The 16,765-nt window shown below is 57.6% G+C and carries 16 protein-coding genes and 1 pseudogene; 12 read left to right on the top strand and 5 right to left on the bottom strand.

Annotation, left to right across the window (positions count from 1 at the left end; translation table 11 throughout):
- Window positions 1-75 precede the first annotated feature (75 nt).
- The gene (locus tag QZH36_RS01215; protein ID WP_301729480.1) at window positions 76-324 is read left to right on the top strand and encodes a DUF2498 family protein; all 249 of its coding nucleotides are present in this window, start codon (window positions 76-78) and stop codon (window positions 322-324) included.
- Window positions 325-350: 26 nt separating this feature from the next.
- Here QZH36_RS01215 and sohB read toward each other — a convergent pair whose 3' ends face one another.
- Window positions 351-1,400 (bottom strand): protease SohB, encoded by a 1,050-nt coding sequence (sohB, locus tag QZH36_RS01210; RefSeq protein ID WP_125287716.1) that lies wholly within the window; start codon window positions 1,398-1,400, stop codon window positions 351-353.
- Window positions 1,401-1,599: 199 nt separating this feature from the next.
- On the opposite strand from sohB, the gene QZH36_RS01205 reads away from it, so the two are divergent.
- Together QZH36_RS01205 and cobO are read left to right on the top strand one after the other, a co-directional pair.
- The gene (locus QZH36_RS01205; protein ID WP_301729479.1) at window positions 1,600-2,355 is read left to right on the top strand and encodes a YciK family oxidoreductase; all 756 of its coding nucleotides are present in this window, start codon (window positions 1,600-1,602) and stop codon (window positions 2,353-2,355) included.
- A complete protein-coding gene (cobO, locus tag QZH36_RS01200) occupies window positions 2,355-2,945 on the top strand; it encodes a cob(I)yrinic acid a,c-diamide adenosyltransferase (RefSeq protein WP_253453826.1) in 591 nt (196 codons plus the stop codon). The genes QZH36_RS01205 and cobO overlap by 1 nt, the downstream gene beginning before the upstream one ends.
- Before the next feature lie 38 nt (window positions 2,946-2,983).
- On the opposite strand, the gene rluB is transcribed toward cobO, so the two are convergent.
- Window positions 2,984-3,850, bottom strand: coding sequence for a 23S rRNA pseudouridine(2605) synthase RluB (rluB, locus tag QZH36_RS01195; RefSeq protein WP_253453824.1), 867 nt, complete (start codon window positions 3,848-3,850; stop codon window positions 2,984-2,986).
- A gap of 861 nt (window positions 3,851-4,711) precedes the next feature.
- Between rluB and QZH36_RS01190 the strand changes: the two genes are divergently transcribed.
- The gene (locus tag QZH36_RS01190; protein WP_253453822.1) at window positions 4,712-5,338 is read left to right on the top strand and encodes a serine protease; all 627 of its coding nucleotides are present in this window, start codon (window positions 4,712-4,714) and stop codon (window positions 5,336-5,338) included.
- Window positions 5,339-5,425: 87 nt separating this feature from the next.
- Here the strand turns inward: QZH36_RS01190 and QZH36_RS01185 are convergent, their stop codons facing one another.
- A complete protein-coding gene (locus QZH36_RS01185) occupies window positions 5,426-6,046 on the bottom strand; it encodes an L-threonylcarbamoyladenylate synthase (protein ID WP_253453820.1) in 621 nt (206 codons plus the stop codon).
- A 38-nt stretch (window positions 6,047-6,084) separates the two neighbouring features.
- The gene (gene rnm / locus QZH36_RS01180; protein WP_301251638.1) at window positions 6,085-6,948 is read right to left on the bottom strand and encodes an RNase RNM; all 864 of its coding nucleotides are present in this window, start codon (window positions 6,946-6,948) and stop codon (window positions 6,085-6,087) included.
- A gap of 274 nt (window positions 6,949-7,222) precedes the next feature.
- Here rnm and QZH36_RS01175 point away from each other — a divergent pair, with 274 nt between their 5' ends.
- The 6 genes and pseudogenes from QZH36_RS01175 to QZH36_RS01150 all read left to right on the top strand — a co-directional run bounded on the left by QZH36_RS01175 (window position 7,223) and on the right by QZH36_RS01150 (window position 14,360).
- Entirely contained in the window at window positions 7,223-8,782 is a 1,560-nt protein-coding gene (locus QZH36_RS01175) for an anthranilate synthase component 1 (RefSeq protein ID WP_253453816.1), read from the top strand.
- A pseudogene (gene trpD / locus QZH36_RS01170) lies at window positions 8,782-10,372 on the top strand (bifunctional anthranilate synthase glutamate amidotransferase component TrpG/anthranilate phosphoribosyltransferase TrpD). Before QZH36_RS01175 ends, trpD begins: the two are co-directional and overlap by 1 nt.
- Before the next feature lies 1 nt (window position 10,373).
- The gene (trpCF, locus tag QZH36_RS01165) at window positions 10,374-11,732 is read left to right on the top strand and encodes a bifunctional indole-3-glycerol-phosphate synthase TrpC/phosphoribosylanthranilate isomerase TrpF (protein ID WP_301729478.1); all 1,359 of its coding nucleotides are present in this window, start codon (window positions 10,374-10,376) and stop codon (window positions 11,730-11,732) included.
- 46 nt (window positions 11,733-11,778) lie between these two features.
- The gene (gene trpB / locus QZH36_RS01160) at window positions 11,779-12,969 is read left to right on the top strand and encodes a tryptophan synthase subunit beta (protein WP_301729477.1); all 1,191 of its coding nucleotides are present in this window, start codon (window positions 11,779-11,781) and stop codon (window positions 12,967-12,969) included.
- The gene (trpA, locus tag QZH36_RS01155) at window positions 12,969-13,775 is read left to right on the top strand and encodes a tryptophan synthase subunit alpha (protein WP_253453811.1); all 807 of its coding nucleotides are present in this window, start codon (window positions 12,969-12,971) and stop codon (window positions 13,773-13,775) included. The genes trpB and trpA overlap by 1 nt, the downstream gene beginning before the upstream one ends.
- Window positions 13,776-14,045: 270 nt before the next feature.
- A complete protein-coding gene (locus QZH36_RS01150) occupies window positions 14,046-14,360 on the top strand; it encodes a BON domain-containing protein (RefSeq protein ID WP_125287728.1) in 315 nt (104 codons plus the stop codon).
- Between the two features lie 70 nt (window positions 14,361-14,430).
- Here the strand turns inward: QZH36_RS01150 and ompW are convergent, their stop codons facing one another.
- Window positions 14,431-15,066 (bottom strand): outer membrane protein OmpW, encoded by a 636-nt coding sequence (ompW, locus tag QZH36_RS01145; RefSeq protein WP_253453809.1) that lies wholly within the window; start codon window positions 15,064-15,066, stop codon window positions 14,431-14,433.
- Window positions 15,067-15,415: 349 nt separating this feature from the next.
- Here ompW and QZH36_RS01140 point away from each other — a divergent pair, with 349 nt between their 5' ends.
- Window positions 15,416-16,141 carry a YciC family protein gene (locus QZH36_RS01140; protein WP_253453807.1) on the top strand — a complete coding sequence of 242 codons (726 nt, stop codon included), beginning with the start codon at window positions 15,416-15,418 and terminating at the stop codon, window positions 16,139-16,141.
- A gap of 62 nt (window positions 16,142-16,203) precedes the next feature.
- On the top strand, window positions 16,204-16,740 hold the full coding sequence (locus tag QZH36_RS01135; RefSeq protein WP_253453805.1) for a septation protein A: 537 nt from the start codon (window positions 16,204-16,206) through the stop codon (window positions 16,738-16,740).
- Window positions 16,741-16,765 lie beyond the last annotated feature (25 nt).

The raw sequence follows: 16,765 nt of genomic DNA, 5'->3' as shown, positions 1-16,765 counted from the left end.
CATCGGCATTGAGTTTTTGCGGCAGCGCGGCGTAATATACTGCTCATCTGCCGTCTCTATAAAGGAGAGAATTCTGTGAAGCATACCCAGGCTATTGATAAATCCGCCCTCCTGCAAAAGGCGAACGAGCTCATCGCGGAGCACAAGGATTTTTTTCCCGGACTGAGCGCCACCGACGTGGAGCAGAAAGGCGACGTGCTGGTTTTTCACGGCGACTATTTTCTGGACGAGCAAGGCCTGCCCGGCAGTAAAAGCACGGTGGTGTTTAACGTTTTTAAGTTTCTGGCCACGGAGCTGTCGCCGCTTTATCACTTGCAGAAATAGCGCCCGCCAGGCAGGCGCTAACAGGGTTACAGCAGCGGCTTCTCGCCACGCTGCCACAGGCGCAGCAGCAGGCGTTCGACGCTGACGCTGGCGCTTTGCGTAAAGCGATCCATCATTTTTTTGCGCTTCACGTAGTGCACCGCAACCACTTCCCGCGCCTGCATCTGGTCGATAATCAGATCGTCGCTGGTGCCGATAGCGTCAACCAGGCCTTTTTCCAGCGCCTGGGTGCCGAACCAGTGTTCGCCCGTCGCCACGCTGTCGATGTCCAGCGTCGGACGCATCTGATGCACAAACTCTTTAAACAGCTGATGCGTCTCGTTGAGATCCTCGCGGAATTTTTCGCGGCCCTGCTCGGTGTTTTCGCCAAACAGCGTCAGCGTGCGCTTGTACTCTCCGGCCGTATGCAGCTCTACGTCAATTTCATTGCGCTTCAGCAGGCGGTTGAAGTTAGGGATCTGGGCAACCACGCCGATCGAGCCAATGATAGAAAACGGTGCAGCCACGATGCGATCGGCCACGCAGGCCATCATATAGCCGCCGCTCGCCGCTACCTTATCCACCGCCACGGTCAAACGGATGTTCTTATCACGCAGCCGCTGAAGCTGGGAAGAGGCCAGCCCGTAGCCGTGCACCACGCCACCCGGACTTTCCAGACGCAGCAGCACTTCATCCTGCGGTCTGGCGACGGCCATAACCGCCGAGATCTCTTCACGCAGCGAGGCAACCTCGTGCGCGTCCATGCTGCCTTTAAAATCCATCACGTACAGCGTGGGCTTGCTTTCGGCTGGTTTAATACCTTGTTTCGCCTCGGCTTTAGCGGTTTTCGCCTCCAGCTTGTCCTTTTTTTTCTGCTCTTTATACCAGCGTTTTTTGTCATGCGGCTTCATGCTCGCCAGGCGCATTTCATCCTTTATCTCCTGATACGCCTCATTCAGCCGCGTCAGGCGCAGCTGGCCGCCCTGAGCGCGTTTACGCATGGCCAGATGCGTAATCAAAATAGCAATGGCCGCGATCGCCACGACCACCGTGACCGTCTTGGCCAGAAAAAGTCCGTAGTAAGAGAGTAGTTCCACGCATTCCGCCTTATTTAACATCCAATTAGATCAGCAGCTAGTGTAGCCGAGTCGCTGCCCGTCGTCGCCCGGATCCGTTGAGTACGCAAAGATAGCGCTGCGCAGAGACCAGGCATTCGGGCGGTTTACTGTTGCGGTCAATGGATTAGCGGCGTTACCCTGTTTCCCTTCCGCACTAAGCATCGCCAGAGGCGCATCAATGAATTATCAACCTGCCAGTCAATTGCTCAACGATCGTATTATTCTTGTTACCGGCGCCAGCGACGGCATTGGCCGCGAGGCTGCTGTCACCTACGCTCGCTATGGCGCGCAGGTTATTTTGCTGGGACGCAACGCGCAGAAGCTGCAAAATGTGGCGGATGAAATCGCCGCTGTCGGCAAGCCTTCGCCGCTTTTCTTTACGCTGGATTTGGACAGCGCCACGCCCGAAGCGTGCCGTCAGCTGGCCGATGAAATTTCCCGTCATGTCCCCAGGCTGGACGGCGTGCTGCATAACGCGGGCCTGCTGGGCGACGTGGTGCCCATGACCGAGCAGGATCCCGCCGTCTGGCAGCAGGTGATGCGCGTAAACGTTGACGCCACTTTCTTCCTGACTCAGGCGCTGCTGCCGCTGCTGCTGAAGTCACAGGCCAGCTCGCTGGTGTTTACCTCTTCCAGCGTAGGCCGCCAGGGACGCGCGGGCTGGGGCGCCTACTCCGTCTCTAAATTCGCCACCGAAGGCATGATGCAGGTGCTGGCCGAAGAGTATCGCGGCCAGCTGCGCGTCAACTGCATTAACCCCGGCGGCACGCGCACCAAAATGCGTGCCAGCGCCTTCCCGCAGGAGAACGCAGGCAAGCTGAAAACCCCGGCGGATATTATGCCCACTTACCTTTACGTGATGGGCGATGACTGCACGGAAAGCGGCGTCAGCTTCGATGCGCAGCCAGGACGCAAACCGGGAGCAGCGGAATAATGGCCGACGATCGCCACCAGCAGCGTCAGCAAAAGCTGAAGGAGAAAGTTGACGCGCGCATTGCCGCCGCGACCGAAACGCGCGGCATTCTGATGGTGTTTACCGGTAACGGCAAAGGCAAGACCACGGCCGCTTTCGGCACTGCCGCCCGTGCGGTGGGCCATCAAAAGCGCGTGGGCGTCATTCAGTTTATTAAGGGCGAATGGCCAAACGGCGAACGCAATTTGCTGGAGCCGCACGGCGTGGAGTTTCAGGTGATGGCCACCGGCTTCACCTGGGATACGCAGAACCGCGAAACTGATACCGCCGCCTGCCTTGAAGTCTGGCAGCACGGCAAACGGATGTTGCAGGATGCGTCGCTGGATCTGGTGGTGATGGATGAGCTGACCTATATGGTGAGCTTTGACTATCTGCCGCTGGAAGAGGTCATGGCGGCGCTGCGCGCCCGTCCGCCTCAGCAGAGCGTTATCATTACCGGCCGGGGCTGTCATCGCGATTTGCTGGCGCTGGCGGATACCGTAACCGAAATGCGTCCGGTTAAACACGCTTTTGATGCGGGGATCCAGGCACAGCAGGGTATCGACTGGTAACAGGCAAAAAAAAGGGCGAATCGCTTCGCCCTTTTCTGTTAACGCTTGCTGGTCGTACGGCGGTTGCCGCTGACCTGAGTGTGGCGCTTGACGGCGCGACGGATCTGATTGGCCTTGGTACGGCGACGATCTTTTTCCAACGCCACTTTGCTGGTGGTTTCCGGCGGCAGCCCAACCAGCTCGCGCAGATAGTTGGTCGGCGGCAGATCCAGCTCCGTCCAGCCGCCGCGCGGCAGCCCTTTCGGCAGCGTGATGTCGCCGTAGCGGGTACGGATCAGACGGCTGACCTGCACGCCTACCGATTCCCACAGGCGACGCACTTCGCGGTTGCGGCCTTCGGTCAGCGTAACGCTATACCACTGGTTGATGCCTTCGCCGCCGGTAAACTTCAGCGTTTTAAACGACGCCGGGCCATCTTCCAGCTGTACGCCACGGCTCAGCTGCTTCAGCTTATCGTCATCGACCTGCCCAAACACGCGTACGGCGTATTCCCTTTCCACTTCCCGGCTTGGGTGCATCAAACGGTTAGCCAGCTCGCCATCCGTTGTGAACAGCAGCAGGCCGCAGGTGTTAACGTCCAGACGCCCTACGGCGATCCAGCGTGCGCCACGCAGCTTGGGTAAACGGTCGAATACGGTAGGACGGCCTTCGGGATCGTTACGGGTGCAGAGTTCGCCTTCCGGTTTGTAATAGGCCAGCACGCGGCAAACTTCATTAGTGGATTCCGCTACCGAAACCAGATGGCCGTCGATACGGATTTTTAATGCTTTACTCGGCTCTACGCGGTCGCCCAGCGTGGCCATTTTGCCGTCCACGCTAACGCGTCCGGCAGAAATCATGGTTTCAATTTCGCGGCGGGAACCATGCCCGGCGCGCGCTAAGACTTTCTGTAATTTTTCGCTCATGGCGCTGCCTCTTTGTCGCCTTCCCAGGCGTCATAAAATGAATGGGCCGTTACTCAGGAGGCGGGGCTTTTTGCGGCTGAATGCACGCGACGCCCGCCCCATTTTCAGGGGAAGCGCATTCTACACTAAGTTATCGGCTATTGATAACGCTACCGGGCCGTTTGCCAGGGAAAAGATGCGCCATCCTGAAAAGCGGCGGCGTCGCCCGCTATCGACGGACGGTCACTCATTCCCTGCGCTTACCAAAGCGGCCGCCCTAAGCCAATTTAACGCCGGGCCGCGCCGCGTTATTTAAGGCAAATGTTATCGCCTTGTTGATATATATTCACTTATTTTAAGTTAAATTAAAGTTAATGTATTTTCTGCCGATACTGCGCCGCGCCTGAATTTCACCTTAATTAAACCCAAATAGCCACCTCAGCAGAGGGTGAATCCATTAAGCAAAATGTTTCTCCGATGTTAAAACCACTTTTTTACGCCACACCAGTGATTCAAACTGACTTAACACAAATGACCCACACAAATGCTAAAGCCCTCTCCAAACAAATAGCTTATCGCCATTTTAGATTGAGTTAATTCATCGTAATTGCGGTTTTAATTATTTTCGGCTGTTTATTTATTTGATCCACTAATTAGTTTGTGTAGAATTCACTCAGGCCAAAAAGAGCCTGCACAGTGAACTGTTAAACAGTCACAATAAAAATTTTAGTTAAGTCGTAAATTATTTTTGCAGTAAACGTCAGTTAAAAAACAGAGGGGAGCACGACTCCCTGTATAACGCCGATTTCAATCGGCATCGGCCTTGCACGTCGTCAATCTTCACCAGGGATTTACTGACGTGTCCGACAAAGTGTAACTATTATGAAAAGAATAATGCCCCTCGCGGCGTTGGCTTTGCTGACGCTGACCGGCTGCTCTGTAGGTAAATATGAGTACAGCAGAGAAGCACTGAAACGTGTCGATATGAACTTTACCGGCATTCCTACCGTGCTGGGCGTCGGCTCGCTGGGTACCAGCATTCCGATTACGCCCGAGTACAGCCTGACTGCCGCTCACGTGGCTAAACTCTCCGTACAGCGCGTTAAGGCTTATCATCCTTACTGCGACCTGGCGATTATTTATCATAAAAACGACATGAAAACCCTGCCGAAATTTCGCGAAGGTGAAATTGGCGCGCCGGTGAAAATGTACGGCTACAGCTTTATTACCGCCATGCCGGTGGAATCTTCCGGCGTGAACCTGGCATTGACCGGTATTCGCAATGAGTGGAATAAACGTCCCTGCGTAGCGATGGCTTCCAATGCGGGCGTGGTGAAAGGCATGTCGGGCGGCGCGGTCTATAACGGCGATGATACAATCGGCGGCGTGATAGTCGGTTTTACCAATCAGATTAAGAGGCATAAGGCCGGTAGCGGACCGTTGAAAGATGTGTCACTTTATATTCCTTATGCGGACTTTAAAGACTGGCTGCAAAAAACAACGTCGTGAGAATAATATGCTCGCGTATTAATATCTGAAAAGTAATTATCTATGTTTATTTATTAAGGCTCGCCTTTTTGACGAGCCTGATATTATTCAGAGAAAAGGTTTAACGTCGCCTGCGCCTTCGCGCACGACCTGCGGCGTACTTTCGGTTAAATCGATAACCGTAGTAGGTTGCTGTCCCAGATAGCCGCCGTGAATAATTAAATCAACCTGCTTGCCGATCGTCTCCTGAATCGCTTCCGGATCGGATTCGGTAAAATCGTTGCCCGGCAGCATCAGCGAAGTGGACATTAAGGGTTCGTTCAGCGCCTCCAGCAGCGCCAGCGCCACCGGATTGGAAGGCACACGCAGACCAATCGTCTTACGCTTATCGCTCATCAGACGGCGCGGCACCTCTTTGGTCGCCTTCAAAATAAACGTGTAGTTGCCTGGCGTATTATTTTTAATCAGGCGAAACGCGGTATTGTCCACGTACGCATAGGTAGACAGCTCTGAAAGATCGCGGCAGACCAGCGTAAAGTTATGGTCGCTGTCCAGCTGCCTGATGCGACAGATGCGCTCCATCGCGTTTTTATCTTCCAGCCTGCAGCCCAGCGCATAGCCCGAGTCCGTAGGATAAACGATGACCGACCCTTTATGCAGCAGCTCTACGGCCTGTTTGATCAGCCGGGGCTGGGGGTTTTCCGGGTGTATATAAAAGAACTGACTCATAATCGACCTCATGCCTGTCGCGCGACGGGCGAACAGGATCAAATTTCAGGAAAGCGCAGCCAGACGGCTTCCACACCGGCCGGAAGCCATAATTTTTTTCCCAGCTCTATCCACGGACAGGGCTGATGGAAATCAGATCCCTGCGACGCGGCCAGCTGGTAGTCCTGCGCGTAACGCGCCAGCTGCGTGCGCTCGTTGGGCGCCTGCTGGCACTGTGCGACCTCCATTGCATCCCCCCCTTCTTCTTTAAAGTGGGCGATTAAACGCTTCAACCATTTTGCGGAAAGGCCGTAGCGGCCCGGATGAGCCAACACGGCACGCCCGCCAGAATGATGAATAGCATCAATGGCTTGTTTAATTGTACACCACTGTGGCGGCACGTAGCCGGTTTTGCCGCGCGCCAGGTAATTTTTAAAGACCTGCGCCATATTATCGGCCTTGCCCTGCGCAATTAAGAAGCGGGCAAAATGGCCTCGGGTGATCGCGCCGCCGTCGGCCAGCGCCAGCGCGCCTTCCAGCGCACCGGGAATGCGCGCTTTCTCCAGCCGTTCAGCTATCAGCTGCGCGCGAACCATTCGACGATCGCTCTGTGCCTGCAGAAACTGCTTCAGCACGGGATGCTCTTCTTCCACGCCCAGTCCGACAATATGAATTTCGTGATTTTCCCATAGCGAAGAAACTTCGACGCCCGCTATCAGCCGCAGCGGCAGCTGGTGTCTGGCGATGGCTTCGCGGGCGGGTTGCACGCCGTCAACCGAATCGTGATCGGTGATAGCAAGGACACCGACGCGTTGCTCCACGGCTCTGAGCACCAGTTCTTCAGGCGTTAACAGGCCGTCAGAGGCGCGGGTGTGGCTGTGTAAATCGTAGATGGGCCAGGGATTAAGCGGGGTTGCAGACAAAACGACTCCGGAAAGCGCTAAAAAGGTCGCTGCATGATACCCGCAATTGCGGGCAAGAGAAAAAGAGTATTGACATTTCCGCCACGAACCAGTTAACTAGTACGCAAGTTCACACACAAGGTAGCGAAAAATGAAAAACACAATGACAACGAACGGCTGGTGGCGTACTTCTTCCTGAACGGGCGGAGAAGTCGTGCACGCAGCTGTCGCTGTAACGCTACCCAGGCCCGCCGCAAGCGGGCCTTTTTTTTAGCCAAATTTGAGAACTGACCTTATGCAAACGCAAACTACAGTGAAGTTGATTACCGGCGCCGCGCCCTACCGTGAGGATCCGGCCGCGCTCTTCCACCAGCTCTGCGGCGCGCGTCCCGCTACGCTGCTGCTGGAGTCGGCGGACATTGACAGCAAACGCAACCTGAAAAGCCTGCTGATTATCGACAGCGCGCTGCGCATTAAGGCGCTGGACGATACCGTTACCGTCCAGGCGCTGTCGGAGAATGGCCGCGCGCTGCTGCCGCTGCTGGATGCCGCGCTGCCGGAGTCGGTTATCAATACCGTACGTCCCGACGGCCGCGAGCTGCGTTTTCCGCAGGATAATGCGGTGCAGGATGAGGATTCCCGTCTGAAGACGCTGTCGGTGTTCGACGCGCTGCGCCTGATCCCGCATTTGCTGAAAAGCCCGGCGGACGAGCGCGAGGCGATGCTGCTTGGCGGCCTGTTCGCTTACGACCTGGTGGCAGGATTTGAAGATCTGCCCGGGCTGGACAACGACCAGCGCTGTCCCGATTACTGCTTTTATCTGGCCGAAACGTTACTGGTGATCGACCATCAGAGCCAGAGCGCACGCTTACAGGCCAGCCTGTTTACGGCAGCGCCCGGCGAATTTTTACGCCTGCAGCGCCGTATCGAACAGCTGCACGGCCAGATGCTGCAGCCCGCGTCCGCTATTCCGGTGCAGCCGCTGGAGACAATGTCGCTTGCCGTCAGCCAGAACGACGAAGAGTATTGCGCCGTGGTGCGCAAGATGCAGGAAGCCATCCGCAGCGGCGAAATCTTCCAGGTGGTGCCGTCGCGCCGCTTCTCGCTGCCCTGCCCGTCGCCGCTGGCCGCCTACGACACGCTGAAGAACAGCAACCCCAGCCCCTATATGTTTTTTATGCAGGATCAGGATTTCAGCCTGTTCGGCGCCTCGCCGGAAAGCTCGCTGAAGTATTCGGCCGACAGCCGCCAGATCGAAATTTATCCGATTGCCGGAACCCGCCCGCGCGGTCGTCATGCCGACGGCTCGCTGGATCGCGATCTCGACAGCCGTATCGAGCTGGAAATGCGTACCGACCATAAAGAACTGGCCGAGCACCTGATGCTGGTCGACCTGGCGCGTAACGATCTGGCGCGCATCTGCGAGCCGGGCAGCCGCTACGTGGCCGATTTAACCAAGGTCGACCGCTACTCTTTTGTGATGCACCTGGTTTCCCGCGTGGTAGGCAAACTGCGTGAGGATCTGGATGTGCTGCATGCCTACCGCGCCTGTATGAATATGGGCACGCTGAGCGGCGCGCCGAAAGTTCGCGCCATGCGCCTGATCGCCGAGGCGGAAGGCACCCGGCGCGGCAGCTACGGCGGCGCGGTCGGCTACTTTACCGCCAGCGGCGATCTGGATACCTGCATCGTGATCCGCTCAGCCTACGTCGAGGACGGCGTCGCTACCGTTCAGGCCGGCGCGGGCGTGGTGCTGGATTCCAACCCGCAGGCGGAAGCCGATGAGAGCCGCAATAAAGCCCGCGCGGTGCTGCGCGCCATCGCCACTGCCCATCATTGCAAGGAGATTTTCTGATGGCTGATATTCTGCTGCTCGACAATATCGACTCTTTTACCTGGAACCTCGTCGACCAGGTGCGCGCTTTCGGTCATAACGTAGTGATCTACCGCAATAACGTGCCTGCCGACACGCTGATCGCCCGTTTGCAGGAGATGGACAATCCGGTGCTGCTGCTGTCGCCAGGCCCTGGCGCGCCGTCCGATGCGGGCTGTATGCCGGAACTGCTGCGGCGCCTGCGCGGACAGCTGCCGATTATCGGGATCTGCCTGGGCCATCAGGCAATTGTGGAAGCCTACGGCGGCCACGTCGGCCAGGCGGGCGAGATCCTGCACGGTAAAGCCTCAGCCATCGCCCATGACGAGTCGGCCATGTTCGCCGGGCTGAGCAATCCGCTGCCCGTGGCACGCTACCACTCGCTGGTCGGCAGCAACGTACCGATTGAGCTAACAATTAACGCGACTTTTAACGGCATGGTGATGGCGGTGCGTCACGACGCCGACCGCGTCTGCGGTTTCCAGTTTCACCCGGAATCGATTCTGACCAGTCAGGGCGCACGCCTGCTGGAGCAGACCCTGGCCTGGGCGCTGGCGAAATAAGGAGAGCATGATGAACGCAATACTGGAAAAACTGTACCAGGCGCAGACCCTGACCCGTGACGAGAGCCACCAGCTGTTCTCCGCCATTGTCACCGGACAGCTGGAGCCAACCCAGCTGGCCGGCGCGCTGATCGCCATGAAGATCCGCGGCGAACGGCCTGAAGAGATCGCCGGGGCCGCCACGGCGCTGCTGGCGGACGCCAAACCCTTTCCGCGCCCGGAGTACGCCTTTGCCGATATCGTCGGCACCGGCGGCGACGGTAGCAACAGTATCAATATTTCTACCGCCAGCGCCTTTGTGGCGGCGGCCTGCGGGCTGAAGGTGGCAAAACATGGCAACCGCAGCGTCTCCAGCAAATCCGGATCTTCCGATCTGCTGGCAGCATTCGGCATCAATCTGGCTATGCCAGCCGAACAGGCGCGCCAGGCGCTGGACGATCTTAACGTCTGCTTCCTGTTTGCGCCGCAGTACCATACCGGGTTCCGCCACGCGATGCCGGTGCGCCAGCAGCTGAAGACCCGCACGCTGTTCAACGTGCTTGGCCCGCTAATCAACCCGGCGCGGCCGCCGCTGGCGGTGATCGGCGTTTACAGCCCGGAGCTGGTGCTGCCGATTGCCCAGACGCTGAAAGTGCTGGGCTATCAGCGCGCGGCGGTGGTGCACGGCGGCGGCATGGACGAAGTGGCGCTGCACAGCACGACGCAGGTGGCGGAGCTGCGTGACGGCGAAATCACCAGCTATCAGCTGACGCCAGAAGATTTTGGCCTGAGCTATCATCCCCAGGAGGCGCTGGCGGGCGGCTCGCCGGAAGAAAACCGTGACATTCTGACGCGATTGCTCCAGGGTAAAGGCGAGCAGGCGCACGAAGAGGCCGTGGCCGTTAACGTCGCGCTGCTGCTGAAGATTTTCGGCCAGGAAGACTTACGGGAAAATGCGCAAAAGGCGCTGAAAGCGATCCGCAGCGGCCAGGCCTATGAGCGCGTGGTCGCGCTGGCAGCAAGAGGATAATATGGAAACCGTACTGAACAAAATTGTGCAGGATAAGGCGATTTGGCTGGCCGAGCGCCAGCAGCGCCAGCCGCTGGCCTCGTTTCAGAACGAGATCGAACCGGCGACCCGCAGCTTTTATCATGCGCTGTCAGGCGCCAGAACCGTTTTTATTCTGGAATGCAAAAAGGCCTCGCCCTCAAAAGGCGTGATCCGGGAAGATTTCGATCCGGCCGCCATTGCGGGCGTTTATAAAGATCACGCTTCGGCCGTTTCGGTACTGACCGACGAAAAATATTTCCAGGGCAGCTTCGATTTTCTGCCGGTGGTCAGCGCCGCCATTACCCAGCCCGTGCTGTGCAAAGATTTTATTATCGATCCGTATCAAATTTATCTGGCGCGCTACTACCAGGCAGACGCGATCCTGCTGATGCTTTCCGTAGTGAATGACGAGCAGTATCGCCAGCTGGCCGCCGTGGCGCACAGCCTGAATATGGGCGTACTGACTGAGGTGATCAGCGACGAAGAGCTGGCTCGCGCCACCGCGCTGGGCGCCAAAGTGGTTGGCATCAATAACCGCGACCTGCGCGATCTCTCTATCGATCTCGACCGCACGCGTCGTCTTGCGCCTAAAGTTGCCCATGGCGTAACGGTGATCAGCGAATCAGGCATCAATAACTATGCTCAGGTTCGCGAGCTGAGCCACTTCGCCAACGGCTTTTTAATCGGCTCCGCCCTGATGTCGGAGGCGGATCTTTCCGCCGCCGTGCGTCGGGTCATTATTGGCGATAACAAAGTGTGCGGCCTGACCCGCGCCGGGGATGCGCGGAGCGCGCTGGAAGCCGGGGCGGTCTACGGCGGCCTGATTTTCGCCGAAGGCTCGCCACGCAAAGTGACGCCGGAGCAGGCGAAAACGGTGATGGCGGGCGGCGCGCTGAAATATGTCGGCGTGTTCCGTAACAACTCCCTTAGTGACGTTGTCACTATCAGCCGCGAGCTGGGCCTTTCTGCCGTACAGCTGCATGGTGATGAAGATCGGGATTTTGTCGCCGAGCTACGCCGTCAGCTGCCGGATGAGGTAAAAATCTGGAAGGCGTTCAGCATTCGTTCCGCGCTGCCCGCCCGCGACTGGCCGCACGTCGATCGCTACGTCTTTGACAACGGCAGCGGCGGCACCGGCAACCGTTTCGACTGGGCACTGCTGGAAGGCGAAAAGCTGGATAACGTGCTGCTGGCGGGCGGCCTGGGCGCCGACAACTGCGTCAGCGCCGCCCGGCTTGGCTTCGCCGGCCTGGATTTTAACTCCGGCGTCGAAAGTGCACCCGGCCTGAAGGATGCGGACAAAATCGCCTCGGTGTTTCAAACGCTGAGAGCCTACTGACCGTCTGGCGTCGCTACGGCGGCGCAACTGCGAATAAGGAAGCGAAATGACTTTATTAAATCCCTGGTTTGGCGAGTTCGGCGGTATGTACGTGCCGCAGATCCTGATGCCCGCGCTGCAACAGCTGGAAGAGGCCTTTGTCAGCGCCCAGCGCGATCCTGAGTTTCAGGCGGAATTCCTCGGCCTGCTGAAAAATTACGCCGGTCGCCCCACTGCGCTGACGCTGTGTAAGAACCTGACCAAAGGCACCAAAACCCGTCTTTACCTGAAGCGTGAAGATCTGCTGCACGGCGGCGCGCACAAAACCAATCAGGTGCTGGGCCAGGCGCTGCTGGCGAAGCGCATGGGCAAAACCGAAATTATCGCGGAAACCGGCGCGGGCCAGCACGGCGTCGCTTCGGCGCTCGCCAGCGCCCTGCTGGGTCTGAAGTGCCGCATCTATATGGGCGCCAAGGATATCGAGCGCCAGTCGCCCAACGTGTTCCGCATGAAGCTGATGGGCGCAGAGGTGATCCCAGTGCACAGCGGCTCCGCCACGCTGAAAGATGCCTGTAACGAGGCGCTGCGCGACTGGTCGGGCAGCTATGAAAACGCCCACTATATGTTAGGCACGGCGGCGGGCCCGCATCCTTTCCCGACTATAGTGCGCGAATTCCAGCGCATGATCGGTGAAGAAACTAAAGTGCAGATCCAGGAGCAGGAAGGCCGCCTGCCGGATGCGATTATCGCCTGCGTGGGCGGCGGCTCCAACGCTATCGGCATGTTCGCGGACTTTATCGACGAGGCTTCCGTCGGGCTGATTGGCGTGGAGCCTGCCGGTCACGGTATTGAAACCGGCGAGCACGGCGCGCCGCTGAAGCATGGCCGCGTCGGCATCTATTTCGGTATGAAAGCGCCGATGATGCAGACGGAAGAGGGTCAGATTGAGGAGTCCTATTCGATTTCCGCCGGGCTGGATTTCCCTTCCGTGGGGCCGCAGCACGCGCATCTGAACAGCATTGGCCGCGCCGACTACGTTTCCATTACCGATGACGAAGCGCTGGACGCGTTTAAAATCCTTTGCCGCAGCGAAGGCATTATTCCCGCGCTGGAGTCTTCCCACGCGCTGGCTCACGCCCTGAAAATGATGCGTGAAGCGCCGGAAAAAGAGCAGCTGCTGGTGGTGAACCTGTCCGGCCGCGGCGATAAAGATATTTTCACCGTGCACGAGATTCTGACAGCGAAGGGAGAGATCTGATGGAACGTTATGACCAGCTTTTTCAGCGGCTGAACGCGCGTAAGGAAGGCGCCTTTGTGCCTTTCGTCACCCTGGGCGATCCCACGCCCGAGCTGTCGCTGCAAATTATCGATGCGCTGATCGCGGGCGGCGCCGACGCGCTGGAGCTGGGGATCCCCTTCTCCGATCCGCTGGCCGACGGCCCGACCATCCAGAACGCCACGCTGCGCGCCTTTGCCGCCGGCGTGACGCCCAGCCACTGCTTTGAGCTGCTGGCCGCCGTCCGCCAGAAGCATCCGACCATCCCGATCGGGCTGCTGATGTACGCCAACCTGGTCTTCGCCAACGGCATCGACAACTTTTATGCGCGCTGCCAGCAGGCGGGCGTGGATTCCGTGCTGATTGCAGACGTGCCGGTCGAAGAGTCCGCGCCGTTCCGCCAGTCGGCGATGCGGCATAATGTTGCGCCGATCTTTATTTGCCCGCCGAACGCCAGCGACGATCTGCTGCGCGAGATCGCTTCACACGGGCGCGGCTATACCTATCTGCTTTCCCGCGCGGGCGTAACCGGCACGGAAAGCCGTGGCGTCAGCCAGTCGTTGCATCATCTGGTGGACAAGCTGACCGAATACCACGCCGCGCCGCCGCTACAGGGCTTCGGGATTTCTGAACCGTCTCAGGTGAAGGAGGCGCTTGCCGCTGGCGCAGCGGGTGCGATTTCCGGCTCCGCTATCGTCAAAATCATCGAGCGTCATCACAATGAACCGGCCACGATGCTGGCCGAGCTGGAAGCTTTCGTCGCGAAGCTGAAGGCCGCCACGCGCTAACCGTCCGCCCTGTCGCTCTGGCAGGGCTTTGCCCCTCCTGTACTTTTATTATTTTTGCGGCTCAGTCGTGATTGCTGAGCCGTTACGCCCGCCCGATCGAGAGCAGGCCAGCCGCGTAGCCTCAGGCAGCAGCTTTACCGCCCCGTAAACAAGTAACACGCTCTTTTTGCGCTGTTTTGTGGAAAATTCGCCGCCCAGGTCTACGCTTCTTTTACAGAGCGAATCTGTAATCACGGCCCAGGCCATTCGGAAATAACAGGGAGATTTACCATGAAGCTGTTTAAAATGTTGACGGGTATGGTTATCGCAGCCGTTGTGGCTGTTTCAGTTAGCGCCTGCGCGCCAACGGCAAAGCAGGAAGGCACAGGCGGCTATATTGACGACACCGTCATCACCACCAAAGTTAAAACGCAGCTGCTGAACGATGAAGCGCTGAAGTCCCGTGAAATCAACGTGGAAACCTTTAAGGGCCGCGTACAGCTCAGCGGTTTCGTCAGCTCGGCCCAGATGGCCAGCCGTGCCGTGCAGGTGACCCGCAGCGTGAAAGGCGTAAAGTCCGTAGTAAATAATATGCAGATCAAATAACGCTTTTCGGGCGTAACAGGATCGACAAAAGGCGCAGCGTATGCGCCTTTTTGCTGTCTGACGGCGGCGATCAGAAGCGGTAACCCGCGCCAAAGAAGAACACGAACGGGTTGATATGGGTGTCGATACTCTGGCGGCCTGCGCCCGCCGCGTCAAAGCGCACTTTGGTATTAATATCCATGTACCACAGCGAGGCGTTCAGCATCCACTGCGGCGTTAGCTGATAGTCCAGGCCGACCTGGCCCGCCACGCCCCAGCTGTTTTTTACGCTCAGGTTGCTCAGGCCCGCATCGCGGCCGGTCTGGTTAAAATCGGTGTCATAAAACATGGTGTAGTTCACGCCGATACCGGCATAGGGCTGCAGCTTGCTGTTGTTATCCATGAAATACCACTGCGCCATCAGCGTTGGCGGCAGCTGATGCACGGTAGCCAGCGTGCCGGTAGAGGCCAGCCCGACCTTGTGACGGAACGGCGTGGCGCCCAGCAGCTCAACGCCGACATGATCGGTCAGCATATAGGTAAACGTCAGGCCCAGCTGGGTATTGTTGTTGATGTCGAATTCGCCCAGTCCCAGGACGTTATCCGAGCCGCCGGTTGGACGCACGGTCGCGGAACCCGCACGCATAAAGAAATCGCCAGCCTGATGTGCCGAAGCGGCTACCGGCGCGCAGGCCGCGACCAACAAGGCCAATACTGAAATTTTCATAATCACTCCTGTGTACATAGAAAAAAGCGCAAATTGTCACCCTTATTTTTAATGCGCTGATTTTATCTTTATTTTCAGAAAGATCATCCTCACAGAAACACAATAAACGGCAAATCCACTAAAAATTGATCTGGATCAAAACCACCTTTATTTCATAAAGAAAAATTAAGTTAAAAAGTGATCTGATGCGGGTTTATTGGCCAGATAGTGTTATATGAAGCGTGCAGGCGGTGTGCGTCAGACGGCACGAGAAATCGCCAAAGCGAAAGTTGTGTAAGCCAGGGTGCCAGGTTGGCTTAAGACCATGTACAATCGCCGGATCGCTAAATTCGGCTCTCAAGGAGTGTACATGTCATTCACGGCGGCTTCGTTATACCGTGACACGGGAAATTTCTTTCGCCATCAGTTTGTTACCATCGTACTGATCGCGCTGTTAACCTCTTTTATTACGGTACTGATCGGCCATGCGCTGACGCCTGATATTTCCGGGCTGGCGGATGGCAACAGCGGCTCAATGAGCCTGATGGAGTGGATCCGTACCATGACGCCAGAACAGCAGCAGCTGCTGCTGCACGCTTCCGCTGCGGGTACGCTTGCCTCGCTGGTCGGCAATACGCTGCTGCTGGGCGCGATGCTCTGCCTGATCCCTATGGTTACCGCCGGCGAGCGCGTCAGCGCCCTGCGCGCCATGGGCGCTTCCGCGCCGATGCTGCTGCGACTGCTGCCGCTGGTGTTTTTTATGACGCTGATTATTCAGCTCGGCTTTATGGCGTTGATGGTGCCCGGCATTATTTTCGCTATCATCCTGTCGCTGTCGCCGATGATCATGACGGCGGAAAAAGTCGGCATTTTCGCCGCGATGCGCGCCAGCACTCGGCTGGTGTGGGGACATGTTAAGGTGGTGGCGCCCGCTATCCTGGGCTGGCTGCTGGCGAAGGTGCTGGTGCTGCTGATGGCCTCGTCGCTGACCGTGCTGCCGGCCAACGTCACCTCGGTGCTGCTGAACGCGCTAAGCAATCTCGTTTCGGCGCTGCTGATCATTTACCTCAGCCGCCTGTATATGCTGTTACGTTAATCAGTCGCTGCGCGCTTCACCGGCGCGCAGCCGATGTGTTGATCTGATAACCGGAAGCCCTTATGAAGCAGTTACTCGATTTTCTTCCTCTCGTGGTCTTTTTCGTTTTTTATAAGCTCTACGATATTTTCGTCGCCTCGGGCGCGCTGATCGTCGCCACCGCGCTGGCGCTGGTGGCCAGCTGGCTGCTTTATCGCAGGCTGGAGAAGATGACCATCGTCACTTTTGTGCTGGTCGCCGTTTTCGGCACGCTGACGCTGGTTTTTCATAATGACGAATTTATTAAATGGAAAGTCACGGTTATCTACACGCTGTTCTCTGCCGCGCTGCTCTACAGCCAGTTCTGGATGAAACAGACGCTGATCCAGAGCATGTTGGGTAAAGAGCTGACGCTACCGCAGGCCGCGTGGCGCAGGCTGAACGTGGCCTGGGCGATATTCTTTCTGGCCTGTGGCCTGGCCAATATCTACGTCGCCTTTTGGCTACCGCAGGATTTCTGGGTTAACTTTAAAGTGTTTGGCCTGACCGGCCTGACTCTGCTCTTCACCCTGCTCAGCGGCGTCTATATCTATCGCCTGATGCCGCAGGAAGAAAAATAATTCAGCGCCGGATACGGCGTTTTTA

The sequence above is a fragment of the Erwinia wuhanensis genome, from assembly GCF_030484085.1.
Lineage (GTDB): Bacteria > Pseudomonadota > Gammaproteobacteria > Enterobacterales > Enterobacteriaceae > Erwinia > Erwinia aeris.
Note: the sequence above shows the minus strand (reverse complement) of the source record. Positions and strands in the feature narration are given on the sequence as shown.